This is a genomic window from Kaistia terrae (assembly GCF_026344005.1).
Taxonomy (GTDB): domain Bacteria; phylum Pseudomonadota; class Alphaproteobacteria; order Rhizobiales; family Kaistiaceae; genus Kaistia; species Kaistia terrae.
In genome coordinates this window covers 264,001-290,427 of record NZ_JAPKNH010000004.1, presented here as the reverse complement: position 1 = coordinate 290,427, position 26,427 = coordinate 264,001, and the positions used below count along the sequence as shown (strand labels likewise).

General features: G+C 62.9%; 24 protein-coding genes. 14 read left to right on the top strand and 10 right to left on the bottom strand.

What is annotated here, in order from left to right:
* The first annotated feature begins 15 nt into the window (after positions 1 to 15).
* The 3 genes from OSH12_RS13840 to OSH12_RS13830 all read left to right on the top strand — a co-directional run bounded on the left by OSH12_RS13840 (position 16) and on the right by OSH12_RS13830 (position 3,181).
* Positions 16 to 1,284: an ABC transporter substrate-binding protein gene (locus tag OSH12_RS13840; protein ID WP_266344152.1), complete on the top strand. Its 1,269-nt coding sequence runs from the start codon at positions 16 to 18 to the stop codon at positions 1,282 to 1,284.
* A gap of 87 nt (positions 1,285 to 1,371) precedes the next feature.
* On the top strand, positions 1,372 to 2,274 hold the full coding sequence (locus OSH12_RS13835; protein ID WP_266344405.1) for a carbohydrate ABC transporter permease: 903 nt from the start codon (positions 1,372 to 1,374) through the stop codon (positions 2,272 to 2,274).
* A complete protein-coding gene (locus OSH12_RS13830; protein WP_266344151.1) occupies positions 2,267 to 3,181 on the top strand; it encodes a carbohydrate ABC transporter permease in 915 nt (304 codons plus the stop codon). Before OSH12_RS13835 ends, OSH12_RS13830 begins: the two co-directional genes overlap by 8 nt.
* A 56-nt stretch (positions 3,182 to 3,237) precedes the next feature.
* Here OSH12_RS13830 and OSH12_RS13825 read toward each other — a convergent pair whose 3' ends face one another.
* Entirely contained in the window at positions 3,238 to 4,317 is a 1,080-nt protein-coding gene (locus OSH12_RS13825) for a glycoside hydrolase family 130 protein (RefSeq protein ID WP_266344150.1), read from the bottom strand.
* Complete coding sequence (locus OSH12_RS13820) at positions 4,314 to 5,072, bottom strand: HAD-IIB family hydrolase (RefSeq protein ID WP_266344149.1); 759 nt, start codon at positions 5,070 to 5,072, stop codon at positions 4,314 to 4,316. The genes OSH12_RS13825 and OSH12_RS13820 overlap by 4 nt, the downstream gene beginning before the upstream one ends.
* 256 nt (positions 5,073 to 5,328) lie before the next feature.
* On the opposite strand from OSH12_RS13820, the gene gnd reads away from it, so the two are divergent.
* On the top strand, positions 5,329 to 6,483 hold the full coding sequence (gene gnd / locus OSH12_RS13815) for a phosphogluconate dehydrogenase (NAD(+)-dependent, decarboxylating) (protein WP_266344404.1): 1,155 nt from the start codon (positions 5,329 to 5,331) through the stop codon (positions 6,481 to 6,483).
* Positions 6,484 to 6,489: 6 nt separating this feature from the next.
* Entirely contained in the window at positions 6,490 to 7,116 is a 627-nt protein-coding gene (locus OSH12_RS13810) for an HAD family hydrolase (protein ID WP_266344148.1), read from the top strand.
* A 50-nt stretch (positions 7,117 to 7,166) separates the two neighbouring features.
* Here OSH12_RS13810 and OSH12_RS13805 read toward each other — a convergent pair whose 3' ends face one another.
* From OSH12_RS13805 to OSH12_RS13780, 6 genes are all read right to left on the bottom strand, one after another.
* On the bottom strand, positions 7,167 to 7,931 hold the full coding sequence (locus OSH12_RS13805) for an SDR family NAD(P)-dependent oxidoreductase (protein WP_266344147.1): 765 nt from the start codon (positions 7,929 to 7,931) through the stop codon (positions 7,167 to 7,169).
* Positions 7,932 to 8,100: 169 nt separating this feature from the next.
* Positions 8,101 to 9,363, bottom strand: a complete 1,263-nt coding sequence (locus OSH12_RS13800) for a sugar ABC transporter permease (protein ID WP_266344146.1) — start codon at positions 9,361 to 9,363, stop codon at positions 8,101 to 8,103.
* Positions 9,360 to 10,178 carry an ATP-binding cassette domain-containing protein gene (locus OSH12_RS13795; RefSeq protein WP_266344145.1) on the bottom strand — a complete coding sequence of 273 codons (819 nt, stop codon included), beginning with the start codon at positions 10,176 to 10,178 and terminating at the stop codon, positions 9,360 to 9,362. The genes OSH12_RS13800 and OSH12_RS13795 overlap by 4 nt, the downstream gene beginning before the upstream one ends.
* Positions 10,179 to 10,255: 77 nt before the next feature.
* Positions 10,256 to 11,326: an ABC transporter substrate-binding protein gene (locus OSH12_RS13790; RefSeq protein ID WP_266344144.1), complete on the bottom strand. Its 1,071-nt coding sequence runs from the start codon at positions 11,324 to 11,326 to the stop codon at positions 10,256 to 10,258.
* A 209-nt stretch (positions 11,327 to 11,535) separates the two neighbouring features.
* Positions 11,536 to 12,420: an AraC family transcriptional regulator gene (locus tag OSH12_RS13785; RefSeq protein ID WP_266344143.1), complete on the bottom strand. Its 885-nt coding sequence runs from the start codon at positions 12,418 to 12,420 to the stop codon at positions 11,536 to 11,538.
* A 264-nt stretch (positions 12,421 to 12,684) separates the two neighbouring features.
* Positions 12,685 to 14,211: an MFS transporter gene (locus OSH12_RS13780; RefSeq protein WP_266344142.1), complete on the bottom strand. Its 1,527-nt coding sequence runs from the start codon at positions 14,209 to 14,211 to the stop codon at positions 12,685 to 12,687.
* Between the two features lie 87 nt (positions 14,212 to 14,298).
* Between OSH12_RS13780 and OSH12_RS13775 the strand changes: the two genes are divergently transcribed.
* A complete protein-coding gene (locus tag OSH12_RS13775) occupies positions 14,299 to 14,841 on the top strand; it encodes a TetR/AcrR family transcriptional regulator (protein WP_266344141.1) in 543 nt (180 codons plus the stop codon).
* A gap of 77 nt (positions 14,842 to 14,918) precedes the next feature.
* On the opposite strand, the gene OSH12_RS13770 is transcribed toward OSH12_RS13775, so the two are convergent.
* Both OSH12_RS13770 and OSH12_RS13765 read right to left on the bottom strand, forming a co-directional pair.
* The gene (locus OSH12_RS13770) at positions 14,919 to 16,115 is read right to left on the bottom strand and encodes a mandelate racemase/muconate lactonizing enzyme family protein (protein WP_266344140.1); all 1,197 of its coding nucleotides are present in this window, start codon (positions 16,113 to 16,115) and stop codon (positions 14,919 to 14,921) included.
* A gap of 56 nt (positions 16,116 to 16,171) precedes the next feature.
* On the bottom strand, positions 16,172 to 17,485 hold the full coding sequence (locus OSH12_RS13765; protein ID WP_266344139.1) for a mandelate racemase/muconate lactonizing enzyme family protein: 1,314 nt from the start codon (positions 17,483 to 17,485) through the stop codon (positions 16,172 to 16,174).
* 156 nt (positions 17,486 to 17,641) lie between these two features.
* On the opposite strand from OSH12_RS13765, the gene OSH12_RS13760 reads away from it, so the two are divergent.
* The 8 genes from OSH12_RS13760 to OSH12_RS13725 all read left to right on the top strand — a co-directional run bounded on the left by OSH12_RS13760 (position 17,642) and on the right by OSH12_RS13725 (position 26,394).
* Positions 17,642 to 18,673 (top strand): LacI family DNA-binding transcriptional regulator, encoded by a 1,032-nt coding sequence (locus tag OSH12_RS13760; RefSeq protein ID WP_266344138.1) that lies wholly within the window; start codon positions 17,642 to 17,644, stop codon positions 18,671 to 18,673.
* Positions 18,674 to 18,753: 80 nt separating this feature from the next.
* The gene (locus tag OSH12_RS13755) at positions 18,754 to 19,527 is read left to right on the top strand and encodes an IclR family transcriptional regulator (RefSeq protein WP_266344137.1); all 774 of its coding nucleotides are present in this window, start codon (positions 18,754 to 18,756) and stop codon (positions 19,525 to 19,527) included.
* Between the two features lie 310 nt (positions 19,528 to 19,837).
* Positions 19,838 to 21,247, top strand: a complete 1,410-nt coding sequence (locus OSH12_RS13750; RefSeq protein WP_266344403.1) for an extracellular solute-binding protein — start codon at positions 19,838 to 19,840, stop codon at positions 21,245 to 21,247.
* 100 nt (positions 21,248 to 21,347) lie between these two features.
* On the top strand, positions 21,348 to 22,277 hold the full coding sequence (locus OSH12_RS13745; protein ID WP_266344136.1) for a carbohydrate ABC transporter permease: 930 nt from the start codon (positions 21,348 to 21,350) through the stop codon (positions 22,275 to 22,277).
* Complete coding sequence (locus OSH12_RS13740) at positions 22,274 to 23,182, top strand: carbohydrate ABC transporter permease (protein WP_266344135.1); 909 nt, start codon at positions 22,274 to 22,276, stop codon at positions 23,180 to 23,182. Before OSH12_RS13745 ends, OSH12_RS13740 begins: the two co-directional genes overlap by 4 nt.
* Before the next feature lie 49 nt (positions 23,183 to 23,231).
* A complete protein-coding gene (locus tag OSH12_RS13735) occupies positions 23,232 to 24,329 on the top strand; it encodes an ABC transporter ATP-binding protein (RefSeq protein ID WP_266344134.1) in 1,098 nt (365 codons plus the stop codon).
* 35 nt (positions 24,330 to 24,364) lie between these two features.
* Positions 24,365 to 25,543: a mandelate racemase/muconate lactonizing enzyme family protein gene (locus OSH12_RS13730; RefSeq protein ID WP_266344133.1), complete on the top strand. Its 1,179-nt coding sequence runs from the start codon at positions 24,365 to 24,367 to the stop codon at positions 25,541 to 25,543.
* 98 nt (positions 25,544 to 25,641) lie between these two features.
* Positions 25,642 to 26,394, top strand: coding sequence for a ribonuclease activity regulator RraA (locus OSH12_RS13725; RefSeq protein ID WP_266344132.1), 753 nt, complete (start codon positions 25,642 to 25,644; stop codon positions 26,392 to 26,394).
* Positions 26,395 to 26,427 lie beyond the last annotated feature (33 nt).

Below are 26,427 nucleotides of genomic sequence, written 5' to 3'. Positions count from 1 at the left end.
CTGGGAGGACAATCGATGAAGTTCAGAACGCTCTTCGGCGCGGCCATTGGGCTTGCGCTTTCGGCCAGCACGTCGCTCGCCGATGTTACCGTGAAATGGCTCCACCTGAATACGGACCCGGATGTCGGCGCCGCCTGGGGAGAAATCGTCAAGAACTTTGAAGCGTCCCATCCGGGCGTCAAGGTCGAGATGCAGTTCCTCGAAAACGAGGCGTTCAAGGCGAAGCTGCCGACGCTGCTTCAGTCGAACGAGCCACCGCATCTTTTCTATACTTGGGGCGGTGGTGTTCTGGCGGAGCAGGCCCGCACCGGCGCGATCAAGGATCTGACCGAAGCGATGGATGCCGATGGCGGCAAGCTGCGCGCTGTCTATAACCCGGCGCTGGTGAACGGCCTGACGGTCCAGGGCAAGGTCTATGCGCTGCCCTATCAGACGGGTCTGGTCAGCTTCTACTACAACAAGGCGCTGTTCGAGAAAGCCGGCGTCGACGCCGCCGACATCAAGAGCTGGGCCGACTTCCTGACAGCGGTCAAGAAGATCAAGGATGCCGGCATCACACCGATCGCCGGTGGCGGCGGCGAGAAATGGCCGATCCATTTCTACTGGGGCTATCTCGCCATGCGCGAAGGCGGCAAGGCGGCGTTCGACGCGGCCAAGGCCAGCGAAGGCGATGGCTTCACATCGGAAGCCTTCGTCAAGGCCGGCCAGGACCTGGCGGCGCTTGGCAAGCTGGAGCCGTTCCAGCAGGGCTATCTCGGCGCCACATGGCCCCAGACGCTCGGCCTCTTCGGTGACGGCAAGGCGGCGATTCTGCTCGGCTTCGAAAGCACGGTCTATATGCAGGGCAACGGCGCTGCCGACGGCAAGGGCCTGCCCAGAGATCAGATCGGCACCTTCGCCTTCCCGCTTGTCGATGGCGGCGCAGGCCAACTGACCGACACGATGGGCGGCATCAATGGCTGGGTTCTGACCAAGAACGCCCCGCCCGAGGCGCTGGAATTCGCGGCTTTCCTGACCAATCCGGAAAGCCAGAAGCTGATGGCAAGCAAGAACCTGATCATTCCCGCCGCCATCGGCAGCGGCGAAGCGATCCAGGAGCCACTGGTCAAGAATGCCGCGCAGGGGCTCGCCGCCTCGACCTGGCATCAGAACTTCCTTGATCAGGATCTCGGCCCGGCCGTCGGACGCGTGGTCAATGACGTCTCGGTCGAGATCGTCTCCGGCCAGATGTCGCCCGAAGACGCCGCGCAGCAGATCCAGGACGCCTGGGCGCTGGATAACTAGCCCCGAGGCCGTCCATCGCCGCCGCGGTTCCCTCGCCGCGGCGGCCGATCAATTTTCACCGGAGAGTCCGGGCCGATGACCCAAACGATGACTGCCGCGCGCGCGCCCGGCCACAGCGGCCGCCGGAGGAACAACGGGACCCTGCCCGTCCTTGTCCTGTTCCTGCCGCCAGCCCTTCTGATTTTCACCCTCTTCGTCATCCTGCCGATGGGCGAAGCCGCCTGGTACAGCCTCTACGACTGGAGCGGCTATGGCCTGCCGGAGAAATTCATCGGCCTGAAGAACTTCGAGGTTCTGTTTCGCAATGGCGCGTTTCACCAGGCGCTGATCAACAACGGCCTGATCATGGTCGTCTCGATCGTGATCCAGATTCCGCTGGCGCTCTGGCTCGCGACGATGGTCTCGCACCGCATCCCCGGCGCGGTCTCGTTCCGGCTGATCTTCTTCATGCCCTATGTGCTGGCCGACGTGGCCGCCGGCCTGATCTGGCGCTTCGTCTATGACGGCGACTATGGCCTGTTCGCAGCCATCGCCTCGTTCTTCAATGTCGCCTCGCCCTATGTTCTGGCCGACAAGAACCTCGCCATCTATGCCGTGCTCGGCGTCATCGTCTGGAAGTATTTCGGCTTCCACATGATGCTGTTCATCGCTGGCCTGCAATCGATCGACAAGAGCTACTACGAAGCAGCCGAGATGGACGGCGCGACGCGCTGGCAGCGCTTCCGCAACATCACGCTGCCGCTGCTGGCGCCGACGATCCGGCTCTCCGTCTTCTTCTCGGTGATCGGCTCGCTGCAGCTCTTCGACATGATCATGCCGCTGACCGGCGGCGGCCCGTCGAACAGCACACAGACCATGGTCACCTTCCTCTACTCCTACGGCATTACCCGCATGAAGGTCGGCTTCGGCAGCGCCATCGGCGTCGTGCTGTTCGTCATCTGCATCACGCTGGCCTTCGGCTACAAACGGATCTTTATGCGCAATGACTGATCAAACAATCATCGCCGGGAACCCTGTGGCCACGAAGCCGGCCGTTGCGAAGCGCCCACGCCGCGACGTCTTCTCGAAGCATCGCCTGAGCTTCCTCACTTGGCTCTATCTCTATGCGAGCCTGTTCATCGTGGCGGCGATCGTGCTGTTGCCGCTGCTCACCACCGCCATTGGTGGCTTCAAAACTTTGGGCGACCTGCGGGTCAATCCGTTCGGCCTGCCCGGCGAATGGATCTGGTCCAACTATCTCGATATCCTGGTCAGTGCCCGCTATTGGCAGATGCTCGGCAACTCGATGATCATTGCCTGTCTGACGGTGGTCCTGACGCTCGCCGTCGCGGCCATGGCCGCCTTCACCTTCGCGCATGTGAAATTCTTCGGCTCGGGCTTCCTGCTCAACTATTTCCTTATCGGGCTGATGTTCCCGGTCGCCACCGCGATCCTGCCGCTGTTCATCCGCATCCGCGATCTCGGCCTGCTGGACACCTATTGGGGCGTTGTCCTGCCGCAGGTGGCCTTCGGCCTCGGCATGAGCATCATGCTGTTCCGCAAGTTCTTCCAGAACGTGCCGCATGAACTATTCGATGCGGCGCAGGTCGATGGCTGCGGCTATATCGGCTATTTCTGGCACATCACGCTGCCGCTCTCGCGGCCGATCCTGGCGACCGTCGGCATCGTCGCCTTCGTGAATTCCTGGAACAACTACATCATGCCGCTGATCCTCTTGAACACGGATTCCAAATATCCGTGGCCGCTCGGGATCATGGTCTACCAGGGCGAATTCTCGACCGACTGGCAACTGGTGCTCGCGTTCATCACGCTCACCATCCTGCCGACGATCATCGTCTTCTTCGCCGCCCAGAAGCACATCGTCGCCGGCCTCACGGCGGGTGCGGTCAAGGGCTAGCTTCTTTCAACAAAGCTCCGGCTTCCAGCCGGGGCTAATCCCACGAAACGTCGCCATCACGACGTCACCGGCAAAATCTCCGGCACGTCCAAGCGCGCGACGCCGATCCTATCGTCCGCCATGCCGTAATAAACGTCGAAGCGATCCGGCTGGCCGATGTCGTCGCGGCGATCGATGCCCGTCGGGAAGACGACGGCATCGACGGCTCCTTCCAGTTCCAACGGCGTATCCGGCACAAGAACCGGCTCCGGGGAACGATAGATGACCTGGTTGGGATGATCCTTCGCCAACACCAGCGCTCCCGCCGAATAGCGAAGCGTTCGGCCGGAACGGCTTGGATGCGCAACGTCTCCGACACCATGATAGATCATCAACCACCCGTGTCGGCAGGGGATGGGTGGAGCGCCGCCGCCGATCTTCAGCCGCTCCCAGTCGGCCTTGGGGCTGACCAGTCGGTGATGCTCGACGAACTGGCCGAGCTGCGGCGTGCCATCGTGATCGCCAAGCCGGCAATAGGAGATCCAGATGCACTCCTGAGCCGTGCCCTGGGGCTGAGAATCAGCCTGATGGACCGTTTCCTCGGGACGGGTTCCGGGGAAGAGTGGGCGATGAATGATCCCGAACCTCAACTGGCCCAACGGGTCGGGCACCAGCGCGCTAAAGCAACTGGCATCCTTGTTGTCGACGTCCTCGAAGTGGATGCCGTGATAGGGGCTGAAGCTGGCCAATCCCAGCCGCTTCCAGTGAAACAGATCGTCGGAGACGGCGATGGCGATGCGCGGCCCACGCGACGATAGCGCGGTATAGGTCATGACGTAATGGCCGAGAGCCTCGACATAGCTGATGCGCGGATCCTCACAGCCACCGCCGCCATTTCCGCGAAGCTCGTATTCAGCTTCTGGCTCAAGCGCGAAACCCATGCGCTCGACGTCGCGCGGGTCGCCATTGGCGTCGAACAGCACGCGGGCGATGCCAATTCGGGAATAGTTCCCCTTCGCGACAAGGCGGGGGAACAGATAGAGCTCCCCATCCTTGCCGCGTATCGCGGCCGGGTTGAGGACGCCCTCCACCTCGCTGGGTTCGCCCGCCAGCGGTTGCATGATCATGCCAATCCGCTTCATCTCGAAATCGGTCACGGCCGACTCCCGCTCTCCAGGCAAGCAAGGAAGGCCTCGACCACGCGCTTAGTCTCCTCGGGATCGCGGACCCGGATCGAGGCGACGCCGGCCTGCTTGGCCGGATAGTCGTTGCCGCCCGGGAAAATCGCGTCGCCGACAAAGACCATGTCCGGGATCGCGATGTGCAGGATTTCGCGCAGCTTATGGATGCCATAGGCCTTGTCGATACCGGGCATCGTCACATCGATCGAGGTGGCGCCGCCGAGATTGACCGAGAAGCGCGGGATCATCGGCTGCAGCACTTCCTTCAGCCGGTTGCGCTTGCTGAAATCAGGATCCCAGCTCTTCTTTTCTTCAAGCGGTGCCTGCTGGCCCAACGCGGAAAGCGTAATCTGGCTGCCGCGATCCTCGATCAGTTCGCCCCAGTGTTTAGCCGGGCGCAGGCCGGTTTCGTCGAGGGCGCGGTCAAGCGCACCGATGATCTGCTGCTTGTCCGCATCCGAGAAATCCTCGGCATAGAGCTTCGTCCAGCCGCCATCGTAGCGATAGAACTGCGTTCCGCAGGTCGGCAGCAGCGACAGGCCCTTGAGCCGCTCGTCATTCGGGAAATTGCGCAGGAACTGGCTTTCAAACTGCGGCCAGGCGCCGCCGGAAATCACAGCTACTTGCGTCACTTCGAGCAGACGAACGAGCAGCGCCGCCATTTCCGGATCGAGCGAGGATTTGCTTTCGGCAAGCGTGCCGTCGAGGTCGAAGACTGCGAGTTTTATCATGATCGATCGGTGTGCCTTTTCGACGAAGGGTTACGCGGTGCGGAAGTCATAGCTTGGGGACATGACCGACGAGGAAACGCCAGCCCTCGCCACGCCTCAACGGGTCGGGTGGGAAACCTGTTCCGTGTGGTTTGATAATTCCGTTCGTCGGCCGATGCATCAACGTCATCGCATCGCCTTGTCCACTCGCATAGGGTTACGCATGCCTTGATACTCTGAGCGGGTCCACCGCGAACCGCCCCGGGGTTCAAATCGACTGCGACGGCGCTATCTTTCTCGAAGTCTCCGCCGGGGCAAGGACAGGACGGTCGACCCGAATTCTCCACGAACACCGCACTCCCAAAACTCGCCTTCCACTCTCTCGCAAGGAACGATTGAAATGCAGATTGGTGTGATCGGACTGGGCCGCATGGGCGGAAACATCGCGCGCCGCCTGATGCGGGCGGGGCACCGCTGCGTGGTTTACGACCGCAACCCTACCGCCGGCGAATCGCTGGCTCTGGAGGGCGCGATCGTGGTTCGCTCGCTGGAGGACATGGTGTCGTCCCTGACCGAGGGGCCGCGTGCGATCTGGCTGATGCTGCCGGCTGGCAAGATCACCGAGGACACAATCACCGAACTTGAAGGTCTGGTTCAGGCCGACGACATCCTGATCGACGGCGGCAATGCGTTCTACAAGGATGATATTCGCCGCGCCCGCCACCTGGCGCAAAAGGGCATCCGCTATGTCGATTGCGGCACGTCGGGCGGCGTATGGGGGCTCGAGCGCGGCTATTGCATGATGATCGGCGGCGCCAAGGATGCCGTGGACTATCTCGATCCGATTTTCGCGACGCTGGCGCCCGGCATCGGCAACATCCCCCGCACGCCAGGGCTTGGCGAAGCCATCTCGCAGGCGGAGCATGGGTATATCCACACCGGCCCGGCCGGCTCCGGCCATTTCGTCAAGATGATCCATAACGGCATCGAATACGGCTTGATGCAGGCCTATGCCGAGGGCTTCGACATCCTGCGCAACAAGGATTCGGACGAGTTGCCGGAAGACGAGCGTTTTACGCTCGACATCGCGCAGATAGCGGAAGTCTGGCGGCGCGGCAGCGTCGTCACCTCCTGGCTGCTCGATCTCGGCGCCGCCGCCCTGGCGCGGGATCCGCAACTGGAGGAGTTCTCCGGCTTCGTGCAGGATTCCGGCGAGGGACGCTGGACGGTGCAGGCGGCAATCGAGGAAGCCGTACCGGCCGATGTGCTGACCGCCTCGCTCTATGCCCGCTTCCGCACCCGGATGGAGCTGCATTTCGGCGACAAGATGCTGTCGGCCATGCGGTTTGGCTTTGGCGGCCACCTCGAAGGCAAATCACCCATCGTACCGCTGGCGACGACGCGAGAACCCGCGTCCGACGCGGGCGAGTGATCCCTCATGTCATCTCCCGCAAAAATCACCTGCCTGTTTCTCGATATCGGCGGCGTCCTACTGACAAATGGCTGGGACCGCCATGCCCGCCGGCGCGCGGTCGAGACATTCGGGCTCGATTGGGACGCCGTAGAGAGCCGGCATCAAGCCAATGTCGCGGCCTATGAGGAAGGGCGTCTTCCGCTCGATGACTATCTGGATCGGGTCATCTTCTACGAAGCGCGCGCATTCAGCCGCGAGGCGTTCTGGGCGTTCATGTGCGCGCAGTCCGAGCCGGATGCCGGCATGCTGGCGCTGTTTCCCAAACTCAAGCAGCGCCACGGCCTGAAGCTGGTTGCCGTCAGCAACGAGGCGCGGGAGCTGAATGCGTACCGGATCCGGACGTTTGGCCTCGACCATTTGTTCGACGCCTTCATCTCGTCGAGCTTCGTCCATGTCCGCAAGCCGGATACGGAGATCTTCAAAATGGCGCTGGAGATCGCGATGATCCCGCCGGATCAGGTCTTCTACATCGACAACACGGCGCAATATGTCGAACTGGCCGCGGGCCTCGGCATTCGCGGGCTGGTGCATACCGACCTCGCCTCGACCGAGAAGGCGCTGGCCGAACTCGGCCTGAATGCCGATGCCTAGAAAAATGCGCCGTCCCTTGCGAGGGACGGCGCCAATCGCGGAATTGGGCCTTAGTGGAAGATGATGCCGCCGCAGACGTTCAGCGCCTGACCGGTGATGAACGAGGCGTCGCTGGAAGCAAAGAAAGCAACCGCGCCGACGACATCGTCGGGATAGCCGAGACGACCCAGCGCCGTCTTGTCCTTCACGGCCTGCAAAGCCTTCTCGTCGCGATAATTGTTGCGGCCCATGTCGGTGTCGATGATCCCGGGGCAGACAGCGTTGACGGTGATTCCGTCCTTGGCCACTTCCTGCGCGAGGATGTGGGTGAAGCCGATGACGGCCGCCTTGGACGAGCAATAATGCGCCTGCATCGGGGCGCCGCGCTTGCCGCCGATCGAGGCGATGTTGACGATGCGGCCCCGGCCTGCTTCTCGGAACTGGGCGAGCAGCGCCTTGCACACCAGGAACGTGCCCTTGGTGTTGACGTCATACATGCGATCCCATTCATCGGGCTCGATGTCGTCGACCAGCGCCAGCGACAGGACGCCGGCATTGTTGACCAGGACGTCGATATGGCCGGCGATTGCCTTGGCTTCGGCGACAAAGGTCTTGACCGACTCCGGGTTGCTGACGTCGCCAAAGACGATGTCGCAACGGCCACCCGCCTCGCGGATCAGCGCCTGGGCCTCCTTGAGGTCGGTTTCCTGACGCGGAATGTCCATCGCCACGACATGGTAGCCCTCGGCTGCGAAACGCTGCGCGATGGCACGGCCGATGCCACGCGAGGAGCCGGTGACGAGCACAGCCTGGCCTTCGCCTCTCTTGGGGATCACGATCGTCTTCCTTCTTGAAAAATGGTCGAACGGGGGAGCGCGGTCACGGTGGAGATGCCGCGACGCTTCGGACAAGGCAGCCCGGTGCAGGCAGCAGGGGGTGCTGCCTGACGTCTGCAAGGCGGAGACAGGCGCCATTACGAGGATGGCGTCTGTCAGGATTTCTGGATCAGGCGCGACCGTGGCTGGCGCGCGAACGACGGGCGAGCGAGTCGACGATAACCGCGATGGCGAGAACGCCGCCGGTGATCATGTAGCGAAGCGACGACGACAGATCGAGCAAGGTCAGGCCACTCGAAATCGACTGGATGACGATGATGCCAAGCAGCGCGGAATAGGCGCTGCCGCGTCCACCGAAAAGGCTGGTGCCGCCGATAACCGCCGCGGCGATCGCGTTCAGGTTGACGTCTCCAGTGCCGGCCTGCTGGCTGGACGAGGCAAGACGCGATGCCGCCATCACGCCGCCGAAGGCCGCCAGCGTTGAACAGAGGACGAACGCGCTGGTGTAGATGGCGCGGACGTTGATACCGGCGCGCCGTGCCGCCTCGCGATTGCCGCCGACAGCGAACATCGACCTGCCCCAACGCGTGCGGGTCAGCGCATATTGCATCGCCAGCACGAGGCCGACGAACAGGCCGAACATCCACGGCACGCCGCGACCCTGGTTGAGATAGGCGACGACCAGCTCGGCCACGATGGTGACCGCCGCGGCGCGGGCTATGATGCCGCCCGAGGACTGCGCCGAAAGGCCAGCCGCCCGCCGGCGCGCTGCCGTCCGATAGCCGGTGTAGAGCATGACGATGCCCGGCACGGCGGCGAAGATGACGGAAACGATCGCCGGCATCACCATCAACTGGCCGAAGCGCACCAGCGGCGAGCCATAGGGCAGATTGATCGAGCCGCTCGATCCGAGCAGATAAAGCTGCAAACCAAGGAAGGTCAGGAGACCGGCCAGCGTCGCCACGAAGCTCGGCATGCCGAAGCGATTGTAGAGCTGGGCGTAGAGGAAGCCGATCGCCGCGCCCGCAAGCACGGCCGCCAGAATGGCGAATCCGGCAGGAACACCCTGATTGACCCAGAGAACGCCGAGGATGGCCGAAGCGACGCCGCTGACGGATCCGACCGAAAGGTCGATCTCGCCGACCATCAGCATGCAGACGATGCCGAGCGAGATGATGCCAACCGTCGAGGAATCGAACAGCAGGTTGACGAGGTTGTTCGGCGACAGGAACACCGGGTTCAGGATCGAGAACACCGTCCAGATGATCACCAGGCCGACAATGACCGGCAGCATGCCGAGGTCACCGGAGCGGATGCGGTCGAGGAAGGCACGAATGGTATCGCCGATACCGGCGGAATGCGCGACGCGCTCATCACGGCGGTCGAGGGTCGGCTGCGCGGCGGGAGTACCGGGTTTGCTGTTGTTTGTCATTGGCCGGACTCCGAAAGATGGGCGGCCTGGGCTTGCCGTCTGCCGGCGCGCCTGGAAACCGAATTGTTCGATGCGCCCGTAATGGCGCTCACCAGGGCCTCGTTCGAGGCATCCGGCGGGAACTCGCCATTATTGCGGCCAAGACGCAGCACGACGACGCGGTCGGCAACGGCGCGGACGTCTTCCATGTTGTGGCTGATCATCACGACCGCGAGGCCACGCTCGCGCACGCGTTCGATCAGGTCGAGGACTTCAGCCGTCTGCGCAACGCCGAGCGCTGCGGTCGGCTCATCGAGCAGGATCAGCTTGGGATTGAGCAACAGCGAGCGCGCGATGGCGACCGTCTGGCGCTGTCCGCCCGAAAGCGAGGCAACGGCGACGCGAACGCTGGGAATGCGGGCCGAAAGCTCATTCAGCAGCGTCCAGGAGCGCGTTTCCATCGCCACCTCGTCCATCTGCAGCGGATTGAGCTCCTTGCCGAGGAAAATGTTAGCGACGACGTCGAGGTTTTCGCAAAGGGCGAGATCCTGGAACACGGTCGCGATGCCGAGCGACAAAGCGGCACTTGGATCGTTCAGCGTGACCGTCTCGCCCTGAAAGCGGATGGTGCCGGAACTGGGCTGATGCACGCCGGACAGGATCTTGACCAGCGTCGACTTGCCGGCGCCGTTGTCGCCGACCAGCGCCACCACTTCGCCCGCGTGAACGTCGAGATCGATATCGGTCAACGCCGAGACGGCGCCGAAATGCTTGGAGATGCCCCGGAGGCTGAGTACCGGCTGGCCGGTCGCAGGAGCGCCTTCTGTGTTTGTCATGCCTTGGCAAGCCTCTACAGGATACGGATACGCGTAGAAAAGTCCGCCCGGCCTCGAAAGAGGCCGGGCGGTTCGGCTTAGTTGGTGATGCCGAGGGCCTTGCAGCCGTCGACATAACGATCGACGCACAGCGTTGCCGCCGGCGTGATGTTCTTGTCGATGATCTCAGCCTTCAGGTTCTTCGCGGTGACGACAGCCGGGGTGAACAGCTGCGACGGCGTGTTGTAGAGTTCCATCTCGGCCTTCGGCGTCTCGCCCTTGAGGAGCTGCATGACGACGTTGGCAGCGGCAGCCGCCACGATCTCGCTCGGCTTGGAGATCGTGTTGAACTGGTCGCCGGCGATGATCAGCTGCAGCGCAGCGATGGTCGCGTCATTACCGGTAACGGGCGGAACGGGGTCAACGCCGGCAGCCTTGAGGGCTGCGATCGCGCCGCCGCCGGTGCCGTCGTTGGCGGCAACGACGCCGACGATCTTGTCGCCGAAGCGCGTTACCTGGCCGCTAGCCCATTCCTGAGCCTTGGCAGGGGTCCAATCCGGGGTGTCGTATTCGGCCAGGATCTTGTAGCCGCTATTGTCGAGACCGGCATGGATGCCCTTCTTGATCAGGCCGGCTGCCGCGTCGGTCGGCGAACCGTTGATCTGCAGCACGCCACCGGCTTCCGGCGAAATATTGCGGGCCTTCAGCTCTTCGACTAGCGAATCCGCAATGGCCTTGCCGATGCCTTCATTGTTGAAGGAAACGTAGAAGTCGGCCTTGGCATCCGGGATCGGACGGTCATAGGCGACGACCTTGATGCCCTGGCTCTGTGCGAGCTGGACGAGCGAGGCGGCCGCGGCCGAGTCGACCGGATCCAGCACGATCGCCTTGGCGCCCTGCGAGATGACCGAGTTGAACTGCTGCTGCTGGCGCGTCGCGTCGGCGCCTGCGTTCAGGTAGATCACCTTGCAACCGGCGCAGAGCTTTTCCATCTCGGCCTTGAAGCCCGGATAGTCATGCTCTTCGTAGCGGGTCGAGCCCTGGTCGGGCATCAGGAACGCAACCGTGGCGTCCGTGACTTCAGCGGCCTGCGCCGAGACGGCAAGGCCGCCCAGCATCGAGGTCGCCAATGCCAGCGCGGCAACGCGTTTCCATGCAAATTTGGTCATTCCGTCTTCTCCCTTTGATAAATCACACTTATGCGAAGCTGTGGACCCAGCAATCGAACGATGCCCGCGGTCGGAGAACCCGATCTTGAGACCGTTCAGCGTCGATCCATTTCGGACCTAAGCCATTCGATTAGCTTGCCCAGCGCCTTCGTTCTTGTCGGAAGAGCCCGTTCGACCGGAGTCGACTTCTCCCTGCTCTTCCGCGGCTCTCAGGCGGCCTTGGCCACCCTTGAATTCTCCGCCAGCAAACTCCGGAAGCGCGAGGGTGGCATGCCCTTCTGCGCCAGGAACTGGCGGTTGAAATTGGAAAGATTGTTGAAGCCGACCGCGTAGCAGATCTCGGTGATCGGCTGCGCCCGGTCGCTCATGAGCAACTGGCAGGCCAGGTTGATCCGCAGCCGATTGACGAACTGCACCAGTGCCATGCCGGTATGGCGGCGGAAGCTGCGGGAAAACGCGCTCGGGCTCTGGCCGGCGATATTGGCGAGATCCGTCTCGCTGAATGGCTCGGTCAGATGTTCGCCGACATAGGCCAGCGCCCGGTTGATGCCGACCGACATGTAGCCGGACGGATCCGGCAGATAATGCGAACTGGCCAGCGGCCGCATGTCGTTCGACCGGCTCAGAATTCCCATCAGGCGGATGAAGAGTTCGATCCGGCGAATGCCCTGCGCCTCGATCATGTCCTGCATCAGCGGGGCTGCTTCGGCAACGGTCGCCGGCTGGAACAGTGCGCCGCGCCGGCTCATCTCCAGCACCCGATCGAAGGCCGCCAGCTCCGGCGCCACGCTCATCAGATTGCCGATGAATTCTTGCGAGAACAGCACCATGCGGCAGCGCAAAGGCACCGTCGCGCCTTCGGGCAGATCGCTGATCCAGTTGTGCGGAAGGTTCGGTCCTGTCAGGACCAGATTGCCGGGCTCGAACTCGCCAATATAGTCGCCCACGAAATAACGACCATGCGTCGCCACGACGTGATGCAGCTCGTATTCGGGATGGAAATGCCAGCGAACCGTACGAAACGGGTAGCCGTGCTCCCAAGCCTTATAGGATTCGCCACGTCGAATATCGACGACTTCCAGATCTGGCGTCATGGCGGACCTCCCCACCCAAAACCGCTCCATACCGATTCTTCGCCGGTATCGTAACGGAACTCCCAGCAGGCCAGCTTTTACGTGGTTCTCTGCTTGCCACTTACCGTAGGGATCAATGAAGGCCTGTGCTACCAAACCGGCATCATCTGACTGATACTTTTTTGACGCAAGCCCATCATCGAGCGCGGGCATTGCAGCATCGGGCAAAAAAAGGCCCGGGGCGACGTATCGACACCCCGGGCATAGAGTTCCAGCGGTCGAGCCTCAGGGCTCCGTCGCGACTACCCCGGTTTCGAGCGGGGCACCCTCGCGACGCAACGCCACGAAAACGACAATGGCCAGCATCGCGATCAGGGTCGCCGTCACCATCAGAACCGAGCCATGCGCACTGGCGAAGGCGACTCGGGCAGCTTCAGCGATCGCCTCTCCCTCCGTCCCGCCGATCCGGCGGGCGATCACCATGGCCTCGCCGATCGAAGCAGAGGCCGCTTCAAGATCGATGCCTGGACCGGCCGCTCCCGTAAAATTGGTCCGATAGATGGAGCTGAGCAGGACGCCGAAGAAGGTGATCCCGAGACCCGCGCCGAGTTCATAGCCTGTAGCTTCCAGCGATCCGGCCGCGCCCGCCTTCTCGACCGGCGCCGCGCCCATGATCGCGGCCGACGAAGCCAGCAGGCCAACGCCGAGCGCGAAGCCGAGCACGGCCAGAAGGCTGCCGATGATCACGACATCACCGCCAATGTCGGACTGGCTGATCCCGAAAAGTGACAGGGCGGCGGCGCCGAGGCCGATCGTGCCAAGCCAGCGCAGGCTAAAGCGCCCCGCCAGCTTGCCGGCAATCGGGCCGGCGATGGCGGACGCGATGACGAGCGGCATCATGAACAGGCCGGCCTGCAACGGCGTCCGACCATAGACGTATTGCAGCTCCTGCGCGAGCAGAAGTTCGAAACCGGCAAAGGACCCGGACACGACGAACGCTATCATCATGCCGACCGAAATGGCCGGTTTGCGGAACAGCGACAGGTCAAGCAACGGCTCGCTCGAGACGACCTGCAGCCGCGCGAACCAGGCGATCAGGCCGAGCCCTGCCACCAGTACGGCGAGATTCCAGACGGACAGGTCGGCCGCCTTGAAGCCGGTCTTGATCGCATAGACCGTGGTAATCAGGCCGGCGATCAGCAGCATGGCGTGGCCGATCTTCCAGCTCCCCTGGGCGGCCACGGGCCGGTTCGGAACCAGCACGAACACGATGGGCAGCACGACCAGCATGATCGGCACATTGATCAGGAACACCGATCCCCACCAGAAATGCTCGAGCAGGAGGCCGCCGACCAGCGGGCCGATCGCGGCGCCAGCCGAGCCGACCGTGGTCCAGACGCCCAGCGCCACGGCCCTCTCCTTCGGATCCTCGAAGGTTTGCCGGACGATGGCGAGAACGCTCGGCATGATCATTGAGGAGCCGAGCGCGAGAAAGGCGCGAGACAGAATCAGCATCATCGCGGTCGTCGAGAAGGCGGCACAGATCGACGCCGTTCCGAAGATGGTGAGGCCGGTCAACATCAGTCGGCGATGGCCGACGCGATCGCCGAGCGTGCCCATCGGCACGAGAAGACCGGCCATGATCAGCGGGTAGATGTCGATGATCCAAAGGATCTCCGTGCCCGACGCGCCGAGAGCGGCCGTCAGCGACGGGACAGCGATATGCAGGATCGTCATGTCGACGACAACGGGCAGGAACGCCAGGATCACGGCGGTCAGAACGAGCCAGCGGTTGCTGGGCGCGACAGTCATTTTCATCTCCATTCCCGCGCCAAGGGGGTTGCCGGCGGCGGGAACTCGGATTTATATCCGTCCAGACGGTATTAAAAGAGAAAAATCATGGGCAGAAGATCGACCATCGATCGGGAGGAATTGCTGGACGCGGCGGACAGGGTGATCGCCAGGGGCGGCGTCATCAGCCTGACCATCGACGCCGTCGCTTCGGAGGCCGGCGTCAGCAAGGGCGGCGTCCTCTACAGCTTCGGCACCAAGGACGCCCTCATCAAGGCCATGCTGGACCGGGCCGGACGATCCTATGAGAGCCTGATCGACGACTATCTGGCGACCCATGAACGCGCCCCGCATTCGGATGCTTCGGCCCATATCAACGCCAGCCATCGCGAGGACCAATTGGCCGCGATCCGCGCCAGCGCCCTCCTCGCCACTCTCGTGCAGTCGCCCGGCTATCGACGCGAGATTCAGGGCTCCTATCAGGAATTGTTCGGCAAGCTCGACACGAAGACCGAGGCCGGGCGGCGAGCGCTGACGGCTGTCCTTGCAGCGGAGGGCGCGTTCCTGCTGCGCGGCCTCGGCCTGGCCCAGTTCGAGGCCGACGAATGGGATGCCATTTTCGCCGACATCAGGGCGATCGTGCCGCGATAGTCCGCAACGTCCGCGAACGGTCCGGACCATGCAGGAATGAAGCACCCGGCCGCACGACGGCGGGGCGCTCCCTTGGCTCAGTCGAAGAAGCCCGCATCCTCTTCGCGCAGATACTGCTTGCCAGCCTTGGCATCGATATCGACGCCGAGGCCGGGCGCTTCCAGCACATCCACCATGCTGTCCCTGACGATCTGCTTGGGCAGGCCGATGACGATCTCGTCCCAGAACGGCTCCGACGCGCTCGGATATTCGAAGGCGATGTAGTTTGCCGGCAAAGTGGCGCAGACATTGATCAGCGCGCCGAGGCCGAGCAGGCCGTTGGCGGTGCCGTGCGGCGCCATCAGGATCGAGTGCATGTAGGCGTGTTCGGTGATCCATTTGAGCTCGGCGATGCCGCCGACATCGGCGGGATCCGGCCCGATGACGCGGACGGCCTGCGTCTCGATCAGCTCCTTGAAGTTATGGCGCAGATAGATCTGCTCACCGGTGTGGATCGGCGTCGACGTCGACGTGGTGAGCTCGCGATAGGCCTGCGGATTGACCCAGGGCACATAGTCGCCGGTGAGCATGTCCTCGAGCCACATCAGATTGTACTTCTCCACCGCCTGGGCGAAGCGGATGGCGTCCGGCAACATCCAGCCCGGCCCGCAATCGAGCGCCAGACTGACCTTGTCGCCCAGTACTTCCTTCATGGCGGCGACACAATCGAGCATGTGGTTGAAGCCACGCTCGCTGATGACGCCCTGGTCCATCGCGCCGTGATAGTGCTTGGGCTGGGCAACGCCGTAGTGAAAGCCTTCGACGCTGTGTTTCATGTTGGAATGGAAGCTGATGCCCTGCTTCACCATGAAGAACTTTTCGGGCCGTTCCATCATCCATTTGACGTCGGCAGCGTAGTCTTCAGGATTGTCGCCGCTGCGCTTGCGGCGGATCGAACCGTTATAGACGCGAACCTTGTCGCGCACCTTGCCGCCAAGCAGCTTGTAGACCGGGACGTTGGCGGCCTTGCCGGCGATATCCCAAAGCGCGTGCTCGATGGCGCTGACCGCCGCTCCATAGGGCTTGAACGAACCACGCTGGCGGATGCGCAGCATGACGCGCTCGACGTCGGTCGGATCCTCGCCGATCAGCGCCTCGCGAAAATGCAGGATGAACGGCTTCAAATAGGGCTTGGTGAACTCCACCTCGCCGAGGCCGTACAGCCCCTCGTCGGTGACGATGCGGACGATCGGATGCTTGCCGATAACGGCGCAACGCAGGTCGGTGATCTTCATAGCTATCCCCTTCGGTGCCCTTGCGGGCGACGATGTTCAAGGACGATCGAAGGCGATCAGTCGTGCGGGACGCGATCGAAGCCGACGCGCAGGCGATTCCATTCCGACGTGTCGCCAAAGTAGGTGGCGCCGTCGCGCAGGTGCTCGCGGATGACCTCTTCGTTGAGATCGACGCCGAGGCCGGGCCCATCGGGAACCGTGACATAGCCGCCGGACATGTAGTCGTCGGCCAGCCCGGTCACGAGATTGGGCCAATAGTCCTGATCGAGTCCGTGGTGTTCGACGGCGACGAGGCTGGAGATCGCCGCGCCCAGATGGACATTGGCCATGAAGCCGATCGGCGTACAGCAGGCGTGCAGAGCCGTCGGAATGCCGTAGCGCTCGGCATGGTCGGCAATCTTCTTGGTTTCAGTCAAGCCGCCCGAACTCAGCATGTCCGGATGGATGATGTCGAAGGCGCGCGTCTCGATCGCCTCCTGGAAACCCTCCCAGAGATAAAGGTCCTCGCCGGCCGCCACCGGCGTCAGCAGCGCGTCGGCGACCTTCTTGTGGTTGGCGATATCGGTCCAGGGCAGCGGGTCCTCGACCCAGGCCAGATTGTAAGGCTCCAGCGCGTGACCGATGCGGATCGCCTCGTCGGCGGTGACAAATCCTTCGCCAAAATGGTCGGTGCAGAGCGAGATCTCGTCGCCGACAGCGTCGCGCACCGCGGCGGTGATCTCGGCTGCCAGTTCGATGCCGCGCTCGCTGATGCGCGCGCCCGGCCCGCGCCCCGGAACGTACCACTGCTTGTATTGCGGATATTCAAACTGGGTCTTCGTGCCGATCAACGCGCCGGGCGTCTCTTCGAACAGCCGTCCCGGCAGGTCGAACTTGATGAAGGTCAGGCCTAGCGCCGCGCGCTGCTTGACGATCTCGACATAGCCTTCCGGCGTCGCCGTCTTCGGCGCCGGCGTATCACCATAGATGCGGACGCGGTCGCGGAACTTGCCGCCAAGCAGCTGATAGCAGGGCACGCCATAGGCCTTGCCGACCAGATCCATTAGCGCGATCTCGATACCGCAGACGCCGCCGGCCTCGCGGCTGTCGCCGCCAAAGGTTTTGATCGACTTGAACAGATATTCGACGTTGCAGGGATTCTGGCCGACGAGGAGATGCTTCAGCCGAAGGGCGGTATCGGGATGGGCGCCGTCGCGCACCTCGCCGAGGCCATAGATGCCCTGGTTCGTATCGATCCGGACGATCGGATAGTAGCCGGCCCCGACCACCGTCGCGACGCGGATATCCGTGATCCGCAACGCGCTCGGATGCGAACTCATCCGGACATTGTTCTCGATCGTCTGGGCAGCGCCTTCGTCCAAAGCCGTCATCACAGGGTCCTCCCGACCAGCGTGTTTGTTAGTTGTTATTTTTGTTGCTACTATTACCAAACAAGGAGCGCAATATGTTTTGTAAAAATTGCTTCCGGATTGACAACCCTGGACCGCCGTAGTCAAAGGCGCCTCACACCAATCAATGGGCCCGCAATGTCATCGCGCGTAACCATCCAGGACGTGGCCGATCGGCTTGGCCTGTCGAAGTTCTCGGTCTCCCGGGCGCTCTCAGGCAAGCCGGGGGTCGCGGAGACCACGCGCAGCCGCGTGATCCAGGCCGCCCGAGCCATGGGTTATCAGGGCCATGCGGAGATGACCCATGCGGTGGGCCAGATCCTCTTCGTGCGCAGCGAGATCGATCCGGTTTCGAGCGAGCTCTGGCTCAACATCATGCATGGCGCCGAGGCCGAGGCTGAGCGGCTGGGCTATTCCGTCATTCCTCGTCAGGCCCGCTATCTAAGCGCCACGGCGCATCTCGATCCTTCGGTGGTCGGGCTGATTCTGGCGGTGCCACGGCCGGCCGATATCGCCGACATCGCTTCGCGCAGCGGCGTGCCGGTCGTCTGTGCGAGCTATGTCGAACCGCTGGTCCGGTTCGACCATGTCGTTGGAGCCGACTGGGAAAGCGGCGTCGCCGTGGCGCGCATGCTGACTGGATTGGGTCATCGCCATGCCGTCTATGTCCATGGCAGCAGCCTGCCTCTCGGCCGGCATGAGCGGTTCCGCGGCTTCCGGGATGGCATGCTGGAGACCCCCGGCGCCGTCGTTGAAGACCTGATCTATGACGAGGCGACAGGCTTCCGCCGCCCGTTCCTCGCCTATCTGCGCCAAGGCGGAACGCCCACGGCGCTGTTCTGCGGCCATGACGGCATTGCCGTCAGCGCCGTCTCGGAACTGCTGCAGATGGGCCTGCGGATCCCCGACGATGTGTCGATCGTCGGCTATAGCGACTTCGCCTGCGCCACGCAGATTTCTCCGCATCTGACGACGGTCCGCACCCCGCAGGTCGAGATGGGCGCCGCAATGGTGCGCTGTATCGCCGACCGCCTCGCCATGCCTGAAAACCGTTCGAAAGCGCCCGTCCGCATGGCGCTGGCAGCCGAGATCGTCCGCCGCGCTTCGACCGGTCCGGTAGGCAATCCGCCTTGGCAGAAACTGATATCGTCCCTCTCCACCGCCGCCTGAACAGTCGTCGCCGCTGTCCCAAATCTGAACTTCGACCATTTGCATTTTAATGCTACCGATAGGGTCGGGAGGAAGTTGGCATGGCGCAGCCCGCGATCAAGAACGGCGTGCCGGTCATTGACCGCACCTTCGACCTGCTCGATCTGCTGGAACGATCGCCGGACGGACTCGCGCCGCGCTCGCTCGTCGACGAACTCGACGTCCCGCGAAGCACCGTCTACCGCATCTTGAATTCGCTGCTCGCACGCCGGATCGTCCGTCGCACGGCCATTGGGAATTATGTGCTGGGACAGAGGCTTGTGTCCCTCGCCGCCCGCGTGCCCAACGATGTCGGCGCAGCGGACCTCGCCCAGATCGCCACGCCGATCATGCAGAAGCTCTGCGATGAAACGGGCGAACCGAACAAGCTTTCCGTCCGCGATGGTGACCAGGCCAATGTGATCGCCGCCACGGTCGCCGGCCCGAAATCCAGCTTCGCGCCGTCGATCACCTCGCGCTATCCGCTCCACGCGGGCGCCGCCAGCAAGATGATCATGGCCCACATGGCGGCCGACGACCTTGCCCGCCATCTGAGCGTCCCGCTGATCCGCTACACGCCGCGCACGGTCACCGATCCGAAGCACCTCGCCCGCGAGTTGGCGCAGGTCAAGAAGCTCGGCTTTGCCGTCGATCTCGGCGAGCACAATGCCCGCGTGCACGCGATCGCCGTCCCTGTGTTCGACATGGGCGGGCGGTTTCTCGCAGCCCTTAGCATCCCCTTCCTCGCCGACAGGGACCAGGCTTTTCGGGAGCGCCTGCATCGGGCGCTGGCCGGCGCCGCGCTCGAGATCGGCCGCAGAATGCCACGTTCCTGACGCCCTCGCCGTCGCGCCGGCGACGGCCTCGAGTGCCGCTCCGTAATTGCTGCAAGTGCGAACCTAACAAGCTAACTTCAACCGCAATGCGTTGCGGTTTATGATGTTGACAGGGCTCGAGCATCGACGCTAGCGTCCCCTCCGTATCCGGAAGAGATCGAACCAGGATCCGCCGCCGAACACGTCAGAGGGAGGATATTCCATGACCAGCCTGCTGGACCGTGGGGGGGTGGGCTTGCGCCCGCATCGCCGAAAATTCCTGAACCGCTCCGTCGCTGCCCGCACCGTCGCGGCTCTCCTGGCGACAACGATGATCACCGGCTCGACGGCGAGCTTCGCCGCCAATGTCGATCTTTCCAAATGGTCGCCCGAATACATCAAGTCGATCGCCGGAACGGCGGAAGTCGACACGGCCGCCGACTGCGCCAAGGTCGTGCCCCGCGACTACAAGGGTCGCCTCACCTACTGGTGGGTTGGCCCGACCCAGGCGCAGCCCGAAATCGACCACAAGATGAACGCCGAGTTCTGGGCCGCCTGGAAGGAGGCCTATCCGAACATCGAGACCGACGCGCAGAACCTCGACTACAACGACATGCTCAACAAGGTGCGCACCGCCGCCCTCGGCAATGCCGCGCCGATGGTCGCCAAATTCCCCATTCTCTGGGGTGTCGAGTTCGCCGCCAAGGGCCAGTTGCAGGAACTGAAGCCGGAGGACGTCGGCTACGAGACCAGCGATTTCTGGCCGGGCGCCATGAAGTCCGTCACCTATGAAGGCAAGACTTACGGCATCCCGACCAACAACGAGACCATGGCCTTCATCTGGAACGCCAAGATATTCGCCGATGCGGGTCTGGATCCGGAAAAGCCGCCGGCGACATGGGATGACGTCGTCAAGTATTCGAAGCAGATCAAGGACAAGCTCGGCGTCAATGGCTATGGCCTTGTCGCACGCCAGAACGCCGGCAATACGCCGTTCCGCTACATGCCGCAGCTCTGGTCCTATGGCGGCGGCGTGCTCGACGAGACCTCCGACACGCCTGCCTACAAGACCGTCGAGCTGAATAATGCCGGTTCCAAGGCCGCGCTGCAGGCGGCTTACGACATGTATGTGCGCGACAAATCGGTGCCGGCCTCGGCTCTGACCAACACCCAGAACGAGAACCAGAACCCGTTCATCGCCGGCCAGCTGGCGATGATGATCGCCCACCCGGCCGAGTATGCGAAAATGGTCGATCTGGCCAGCAAGGCGACCGGCGCCGACAAGGAGAAGGCCGACGCGGTTGTGGCCAACATGCGCTACGGCCTGCTTCCGAGCGGCCCGGCGCGGCGCGCCGTGGTGTTCGGCGGTTCGAACGTGCACATCTTCGCACCCGAACTGGTGGATGGCGGCCTCGACGAAAAGGCAGCCAAGGCCTTCGTCTGCTTCTCGACCGGTCCGGAATGGTCGACCAAGCTCGCCTGGGTGGGCTCCAACCCCGGCCATCTCGACGGCTTCACCACCAAGTGGATGAAGGAACGCCTCGACACGATCAAGTTCCTCGACGTGACGACAAGCATGCTGCCGAGCGGCATCCCCTTCCCGGTCATTCCGGAACAGGCGGAACTGATGAACATCATCGTCCCGGACATGCTGCAGAACGCGCTGACTGGCAAGATGACCGTCGACCAGGCCGCCGATGACGCGGCCAAGAAGGTCCAGGACCTGCTCGACGGAATGTAGCCTTCTCCCGATACGACGATCGACCGCCGCCAGGCGGTCGATCTCCAGATCCCCCGAGAGGTACCGGATGACGATCGACGTCGCTCATCAAGGCGGAGCTATGCCCGCACCGCGCCTGCGCCGCAAACCCAACGTCTTCCAGCGCATCGTCCGCCACTGGAACGACTACACCTATATCGCGCCAGCCCTCCTTGTGATGCTGTTGGTGATCGCCTTCCCGATCTACTACACGATCGAACTGAGCTTCTTCAAAACTCCCGCCAATCTTTCGATGGACAAGAAGATATTCGTCGGTCTGGATAATTACTGGGCGATCCTGACATCGAGAAGCTTCTGGGACGTCACCTACAACACGCTGATCTGGACCGTATTCTCGACCTTCTTCGCCTTCGTGCTCGGCCTCGGCGCTGCGCTGGCGCTCAATCGCGAATTTCTGGGGCGCGGCATACTGCGGGCGCTGCTGCTGATCCCCTATGTGATCAGCGCTGTTGCCGCCTCCTATGTCTGGAAGTGGCTTTATCATTCCGATTTCGGTGTGATCGGCGCGCTCTCGGTGCAGTTCGGCTTCACTGACCGGCCGATCAACTTCCTCGACAACATCTATACGGCGCTGCCGGCAATCATCGTCGTCAATATCTGGAAGGAATTCTCCTTCGCGATGATCATGCTGCTGGCCGGCCTGCAGACGGTGCCTGACCAGTTGCTGCGCGCCGCCCAGGTCGATGGCGCCAACGCCTGGCAGCGTTTCTGGCACATCACCATGCCCCATCTGAAGGGCGTCTCGATGGTGACGATCCTGCTGCTCGTCGTCACCAATCTGAACTCCTTCATCATCCCCTGGATCATGACGGGCGGCGGCCCGGCCGGCGCTACCGACATCTGGATCACGCAGATCTACCAGATGGCCTTCGGCCGAATCCGCTTCGGCATGGCATCCGCCTATTCGGTCATCCTGTTCATCGTGATGATGTTGCTTGGCTATTTCTACGTGAAGGCCCTGACCCGCGGCGATGAGGCGAAAGTCGGATGAGCACGCAAACCGCAACCCCTCCCCCTCGTTTCGGGCCCGCCATTCCGCGCAAGCGTTCGAAGAAGCGCATAGGCGGGTGGCGCTGGGCCGGCCGGGGCATCCTCGCCTTCCTGCTGCTGTTCACCGCGCTGCCGATGGCGTGGATGATCATCACCTCGCTGAAGTCGCAGCTGGCGGCGCTGCAATATCCGCCGCAATGGTGGCCCGAAGAAGTTACGTTCCAGAACTATATCCAGCTTCTCTCACCCAACAATGAAGTGGGCCAGGAGTTCCTGCAGTATTTCTGGAACAGTTTTTACGTCTCGATCCTGTCGACCATCCTCGGCGTCGCCGTCGCCGTTCCGGCCGCCTATGCCTTCTCGCGCTTCCGCTTTCCGGGCCGGCAATTCCTGTTCTTCTCGGTTTTGCTGCGCAACATGTTCCCAGCGGTCGTCTTCCTTATGCCGCTGTTTCTGCTGATGAAATGGCTTGGGCTGGTGAACACGCACGGTTCGCTGATCCTGACCTACCTGACCTTCGGCCTGCCGTTGTCGATCTGGCTGCTCAAGGGATTCTACGACAACATTCCCGTGCAGCTGGAGCAGGCGGCCCGCATCGACGGCGCGACGCGCTTCCAGGCGTTCTTCTACATCGTCATGCCGTTGTCCTCGCCCGGCATCATCGCCACCGGGATCTACGCTTTCATCATGGCGTGGAACGAATACGTCTATGCGCTGACCTTCATGAACTCGAAGGACAAGCTGACCCTGCCCGTCGGCCTGCAGCGCTTCTTTGCCGAATACGCCACCAACTGGCCCGGCCTGATGGCCGCGTCTTTCATCATGAGCGTGCCCGTCGTCGTGCTGTTCCTGGTGCTGCAAAAGTATTTCGTCCGAGCGCTCACCGAAGGCGCGGTCAAGTCCTGATCGCGTCTTCCCATGGCGCAGGCCTTTGAGACACCAAGAGGAATTTCCGATGGCTGAAGTCGTTCTCAACCAAGTCGTCAAGACATACGGCAATGTCTACGCGGTCAACCATGTCTCTCTGACCGTCGCCGACGGAGAATTCGTGGCGCTTGTCGGCCCTTCCGGCTGCGGCAAGACTACGACGCTGAACCTGATTGCCGGACTGATCGAGATGTCCGGCGGCGATATCCATATCGGCGACCGGCTGGTCAACGACCTCGACCCGAAGGACCGGGACATCGCCATGGTGTTCCAGAATTACGCGCTCTATCCGAACAAGACAGTATTCAAGAACCTCGCCTTCCCGCTGCAGATGCGAAAGCTGTCCAAGTCCGACATCGAGGCAAAGGTGCTGTCGGCCGCCAAGGTGCTCGACATCACCCATCTGCTTGAGCGCAAGCCGCGCGAGCTTTCCGGCGGCCAGCAACAACGCGTGGCGCTCGGCCGCGCCCTCGTGCGTGATCCTCGCGTGTTCCTGATGGACGAGCCGCTCTCCAACCTCGACGCCAAGCTGCGCGTGCAGATGCGAACCGAGCTGAAGCGCTTCCACCAGGACCTGCAGGCGACCGTCGTCTACGTCACGCACGACCAGCTTGAGGCCGTCACCATGGCCGACAAGATGGCGGTGATGAATGGCGGCTTCCTGCAGCAATACGACTCGCCCAAGAACGTCTTCGACAATCCGGTGAACATGTTCGTCGCGAGCTTCGTCGGCAGTCCGGCAATGAGTCTGGTGCCCCTTGAAGTCGTCACCCACGGCACGGACGTCGCGCTGAGAAGCCCCGAAGGCTGGCAACTGCCGCTCTCGGCCGCCAATGCGAGAAAAGCGCTGACATCGACGACAGCCAAGGTGGTGCTCGGCGCCCGCCACTCGACGGTGAAACTGCACACGACGCAGACGCCGGGCACCGTGCCGGGCGTCATCTATACGGTCGAGCCAACCGGCGACATTACCTTCGTCCAGGTCTTCCTCGGCGCTTCGGTTGTCATCGTCAGTCTCGACCCCAGCGTCATCGTCGAGCCGGACCAGAAGGTCTGGATCGAATTCGACCAGGACAAAATTCACTTGTTCGACGGCGCCACCGAAATGGCGCTGGCCGCCGCCTGAAACCCTTTTCCGTCCACCGCCAGAAAGCTTCCGGAATGAAAATCACGAGCGTGCGCACCGCCGTCATTGACGGTAATTTTCCCTGGGTGCTGGTCCGAATTGAAACCGACAAGGGCGTCACCGGGCTTGGCGAGGCCTATTGGGGCGCCGGCGTCGCCGAACTGGTGCATCGCGCCGCGCCCTACATCATCGGCCAGGACCCGACCAACATCGCCAAGCTGATGTTCATCATCGACCGCGTGCTTTCCGGCGAAGGTGCGCAAGGCGGCGCGACCGTTACCGCCATGTCGGGCATCGAGATCGCGCTCTGGGACCTGATGGGGCGCGCTCATGAACTGCCGATCTCGACCTTCTTCGGCGGCCGCTTCCGCGAGAAGATCCGCATCTATGCCGATTGCCACGAGGGCGACACGCCCGATCCGGCCGAATATGCCCGCCGCGCCAAGGAAGTCGTCGCCGATGGCTTCACGGCGATCAAGTTCGACCTCGACAACGAGAACCCCTACACGCTCGACGTCACCGACGATGATTATCCGAGCCGGCAGTGGGTCGAGCCCTACAACCGCGTCATCGGCTCGCAGGAACTGACCTGGATGGTCAGTGTCGCCACCGCCGTGCGCGAAGCGGTCGGCCCCGAAATCATGGTGGCGATGGACGCGCACTGGAAGTTCGGCGTCAACGACGCGATCAAGCTGGCGCAGGCGCTGGAGCCGCTCGACCTGATCTGGCTGGAAGACCCGACGCCGCCGCACAACATCGACGCGCTGGTGCAGGTCACCCGCTCGACCAAGACGCCGATCCTGACCGGCGAGAGCCTCTACACCAAATGGGGCTATCGAGACCTGATCGAGAAGCAGGCGGCGCGCATCATCTCGCCCGATATCCCGAAGATGGGCGGATTGCTCGAGTTCAAGAAGGTCGCCGACCATGCCGACATGTATTACATCGCCATGGCGCCGCATAACGTCGCCAGCCCGATCGGCACGGTTGCCTGCGGCCATGTCTGCGCGGCGATCAACAACTTCCTCGTGATGGAATACCACGCCCATGACGTCGACTGGTGGGGCGACCTGGTCGAAGGCGGCAGCCCGCTCGTCGACGGCTTCATCCCGCTCAACAACAAGCCGGGCCACGGCCTGACGCTGAACGAGGACGTCGCCAAGGCGCATCTCAAGAAGGGCTCCAGCTATTTCGGCGAGACACCCTACGCCTGAGCCTCTCGAACCGGTTCCACAAAGGGCGCCACCGGTAGCGGGGCGCCATCGCCTGATCACGCGATGACGGCGGCAGAAATCCGCCAGGGGAGACGACCATGACGACGAATGCGGACATCAAGGACATCAAGCGGCCGCCCAAGGCGCAGATCGAAGCGCTGAAGAAGATCGGCGCGGCGACCGTCGCCGGCACGCTCGGCCATATGGGCATCCGCAACCCGCACATGACCGGGCCTGTCAGTTGGCACAAGGGCCGCGTCATGGTCGGCCCGGCGCTGACGCTGCAATTCATGCCGAAGCGCGAGGATCTCTATGGCGACGGCGAATATGCCGACCCGGAAAAGCAGCTGCACCGGCACGTGCTCTACAAGACCCAGCCGGGCGACGTGGTGGTGGTCGACTCGCGCGGCGACATGACCGCCGGTGTGTTCGGCGAGATGATGATGACCTATTTCAAGGGCCGTGGCGGTGCCGGCCTCGTCATCGACGGCTGCATCCGCGATTATCCCGGCCAGATCGAACTCGACATGCCGATGTGGATCCGCGGCCTTACGCCCAACTTCCACACCCAGACCGGGCTGATGCCGATGGACTACAACATCCCGATCGCCTGCGGCGGCGTGACGGTGATCCCCGGCGACATCATCGTCGCCGATGATGACGGCGCGGTGGTGCTGCCGGCGGCGCTGGCGGAGGAAGTGATCGCCACGGCGTCCGAGCATCACGAATGGGAGGAATTCTCCAAGATCAAGCTGCTCGAAGGCGGCGCGCTGCAGCGTTACTACCCGCTGCACGCCGACGCGCAGGACGAATATCTGGCCTGGCGCAAGCTCAACCCGATCAAGGGCTGAGCCAGCAGTTTCAACAAAAGCCGGCCGTGGCGA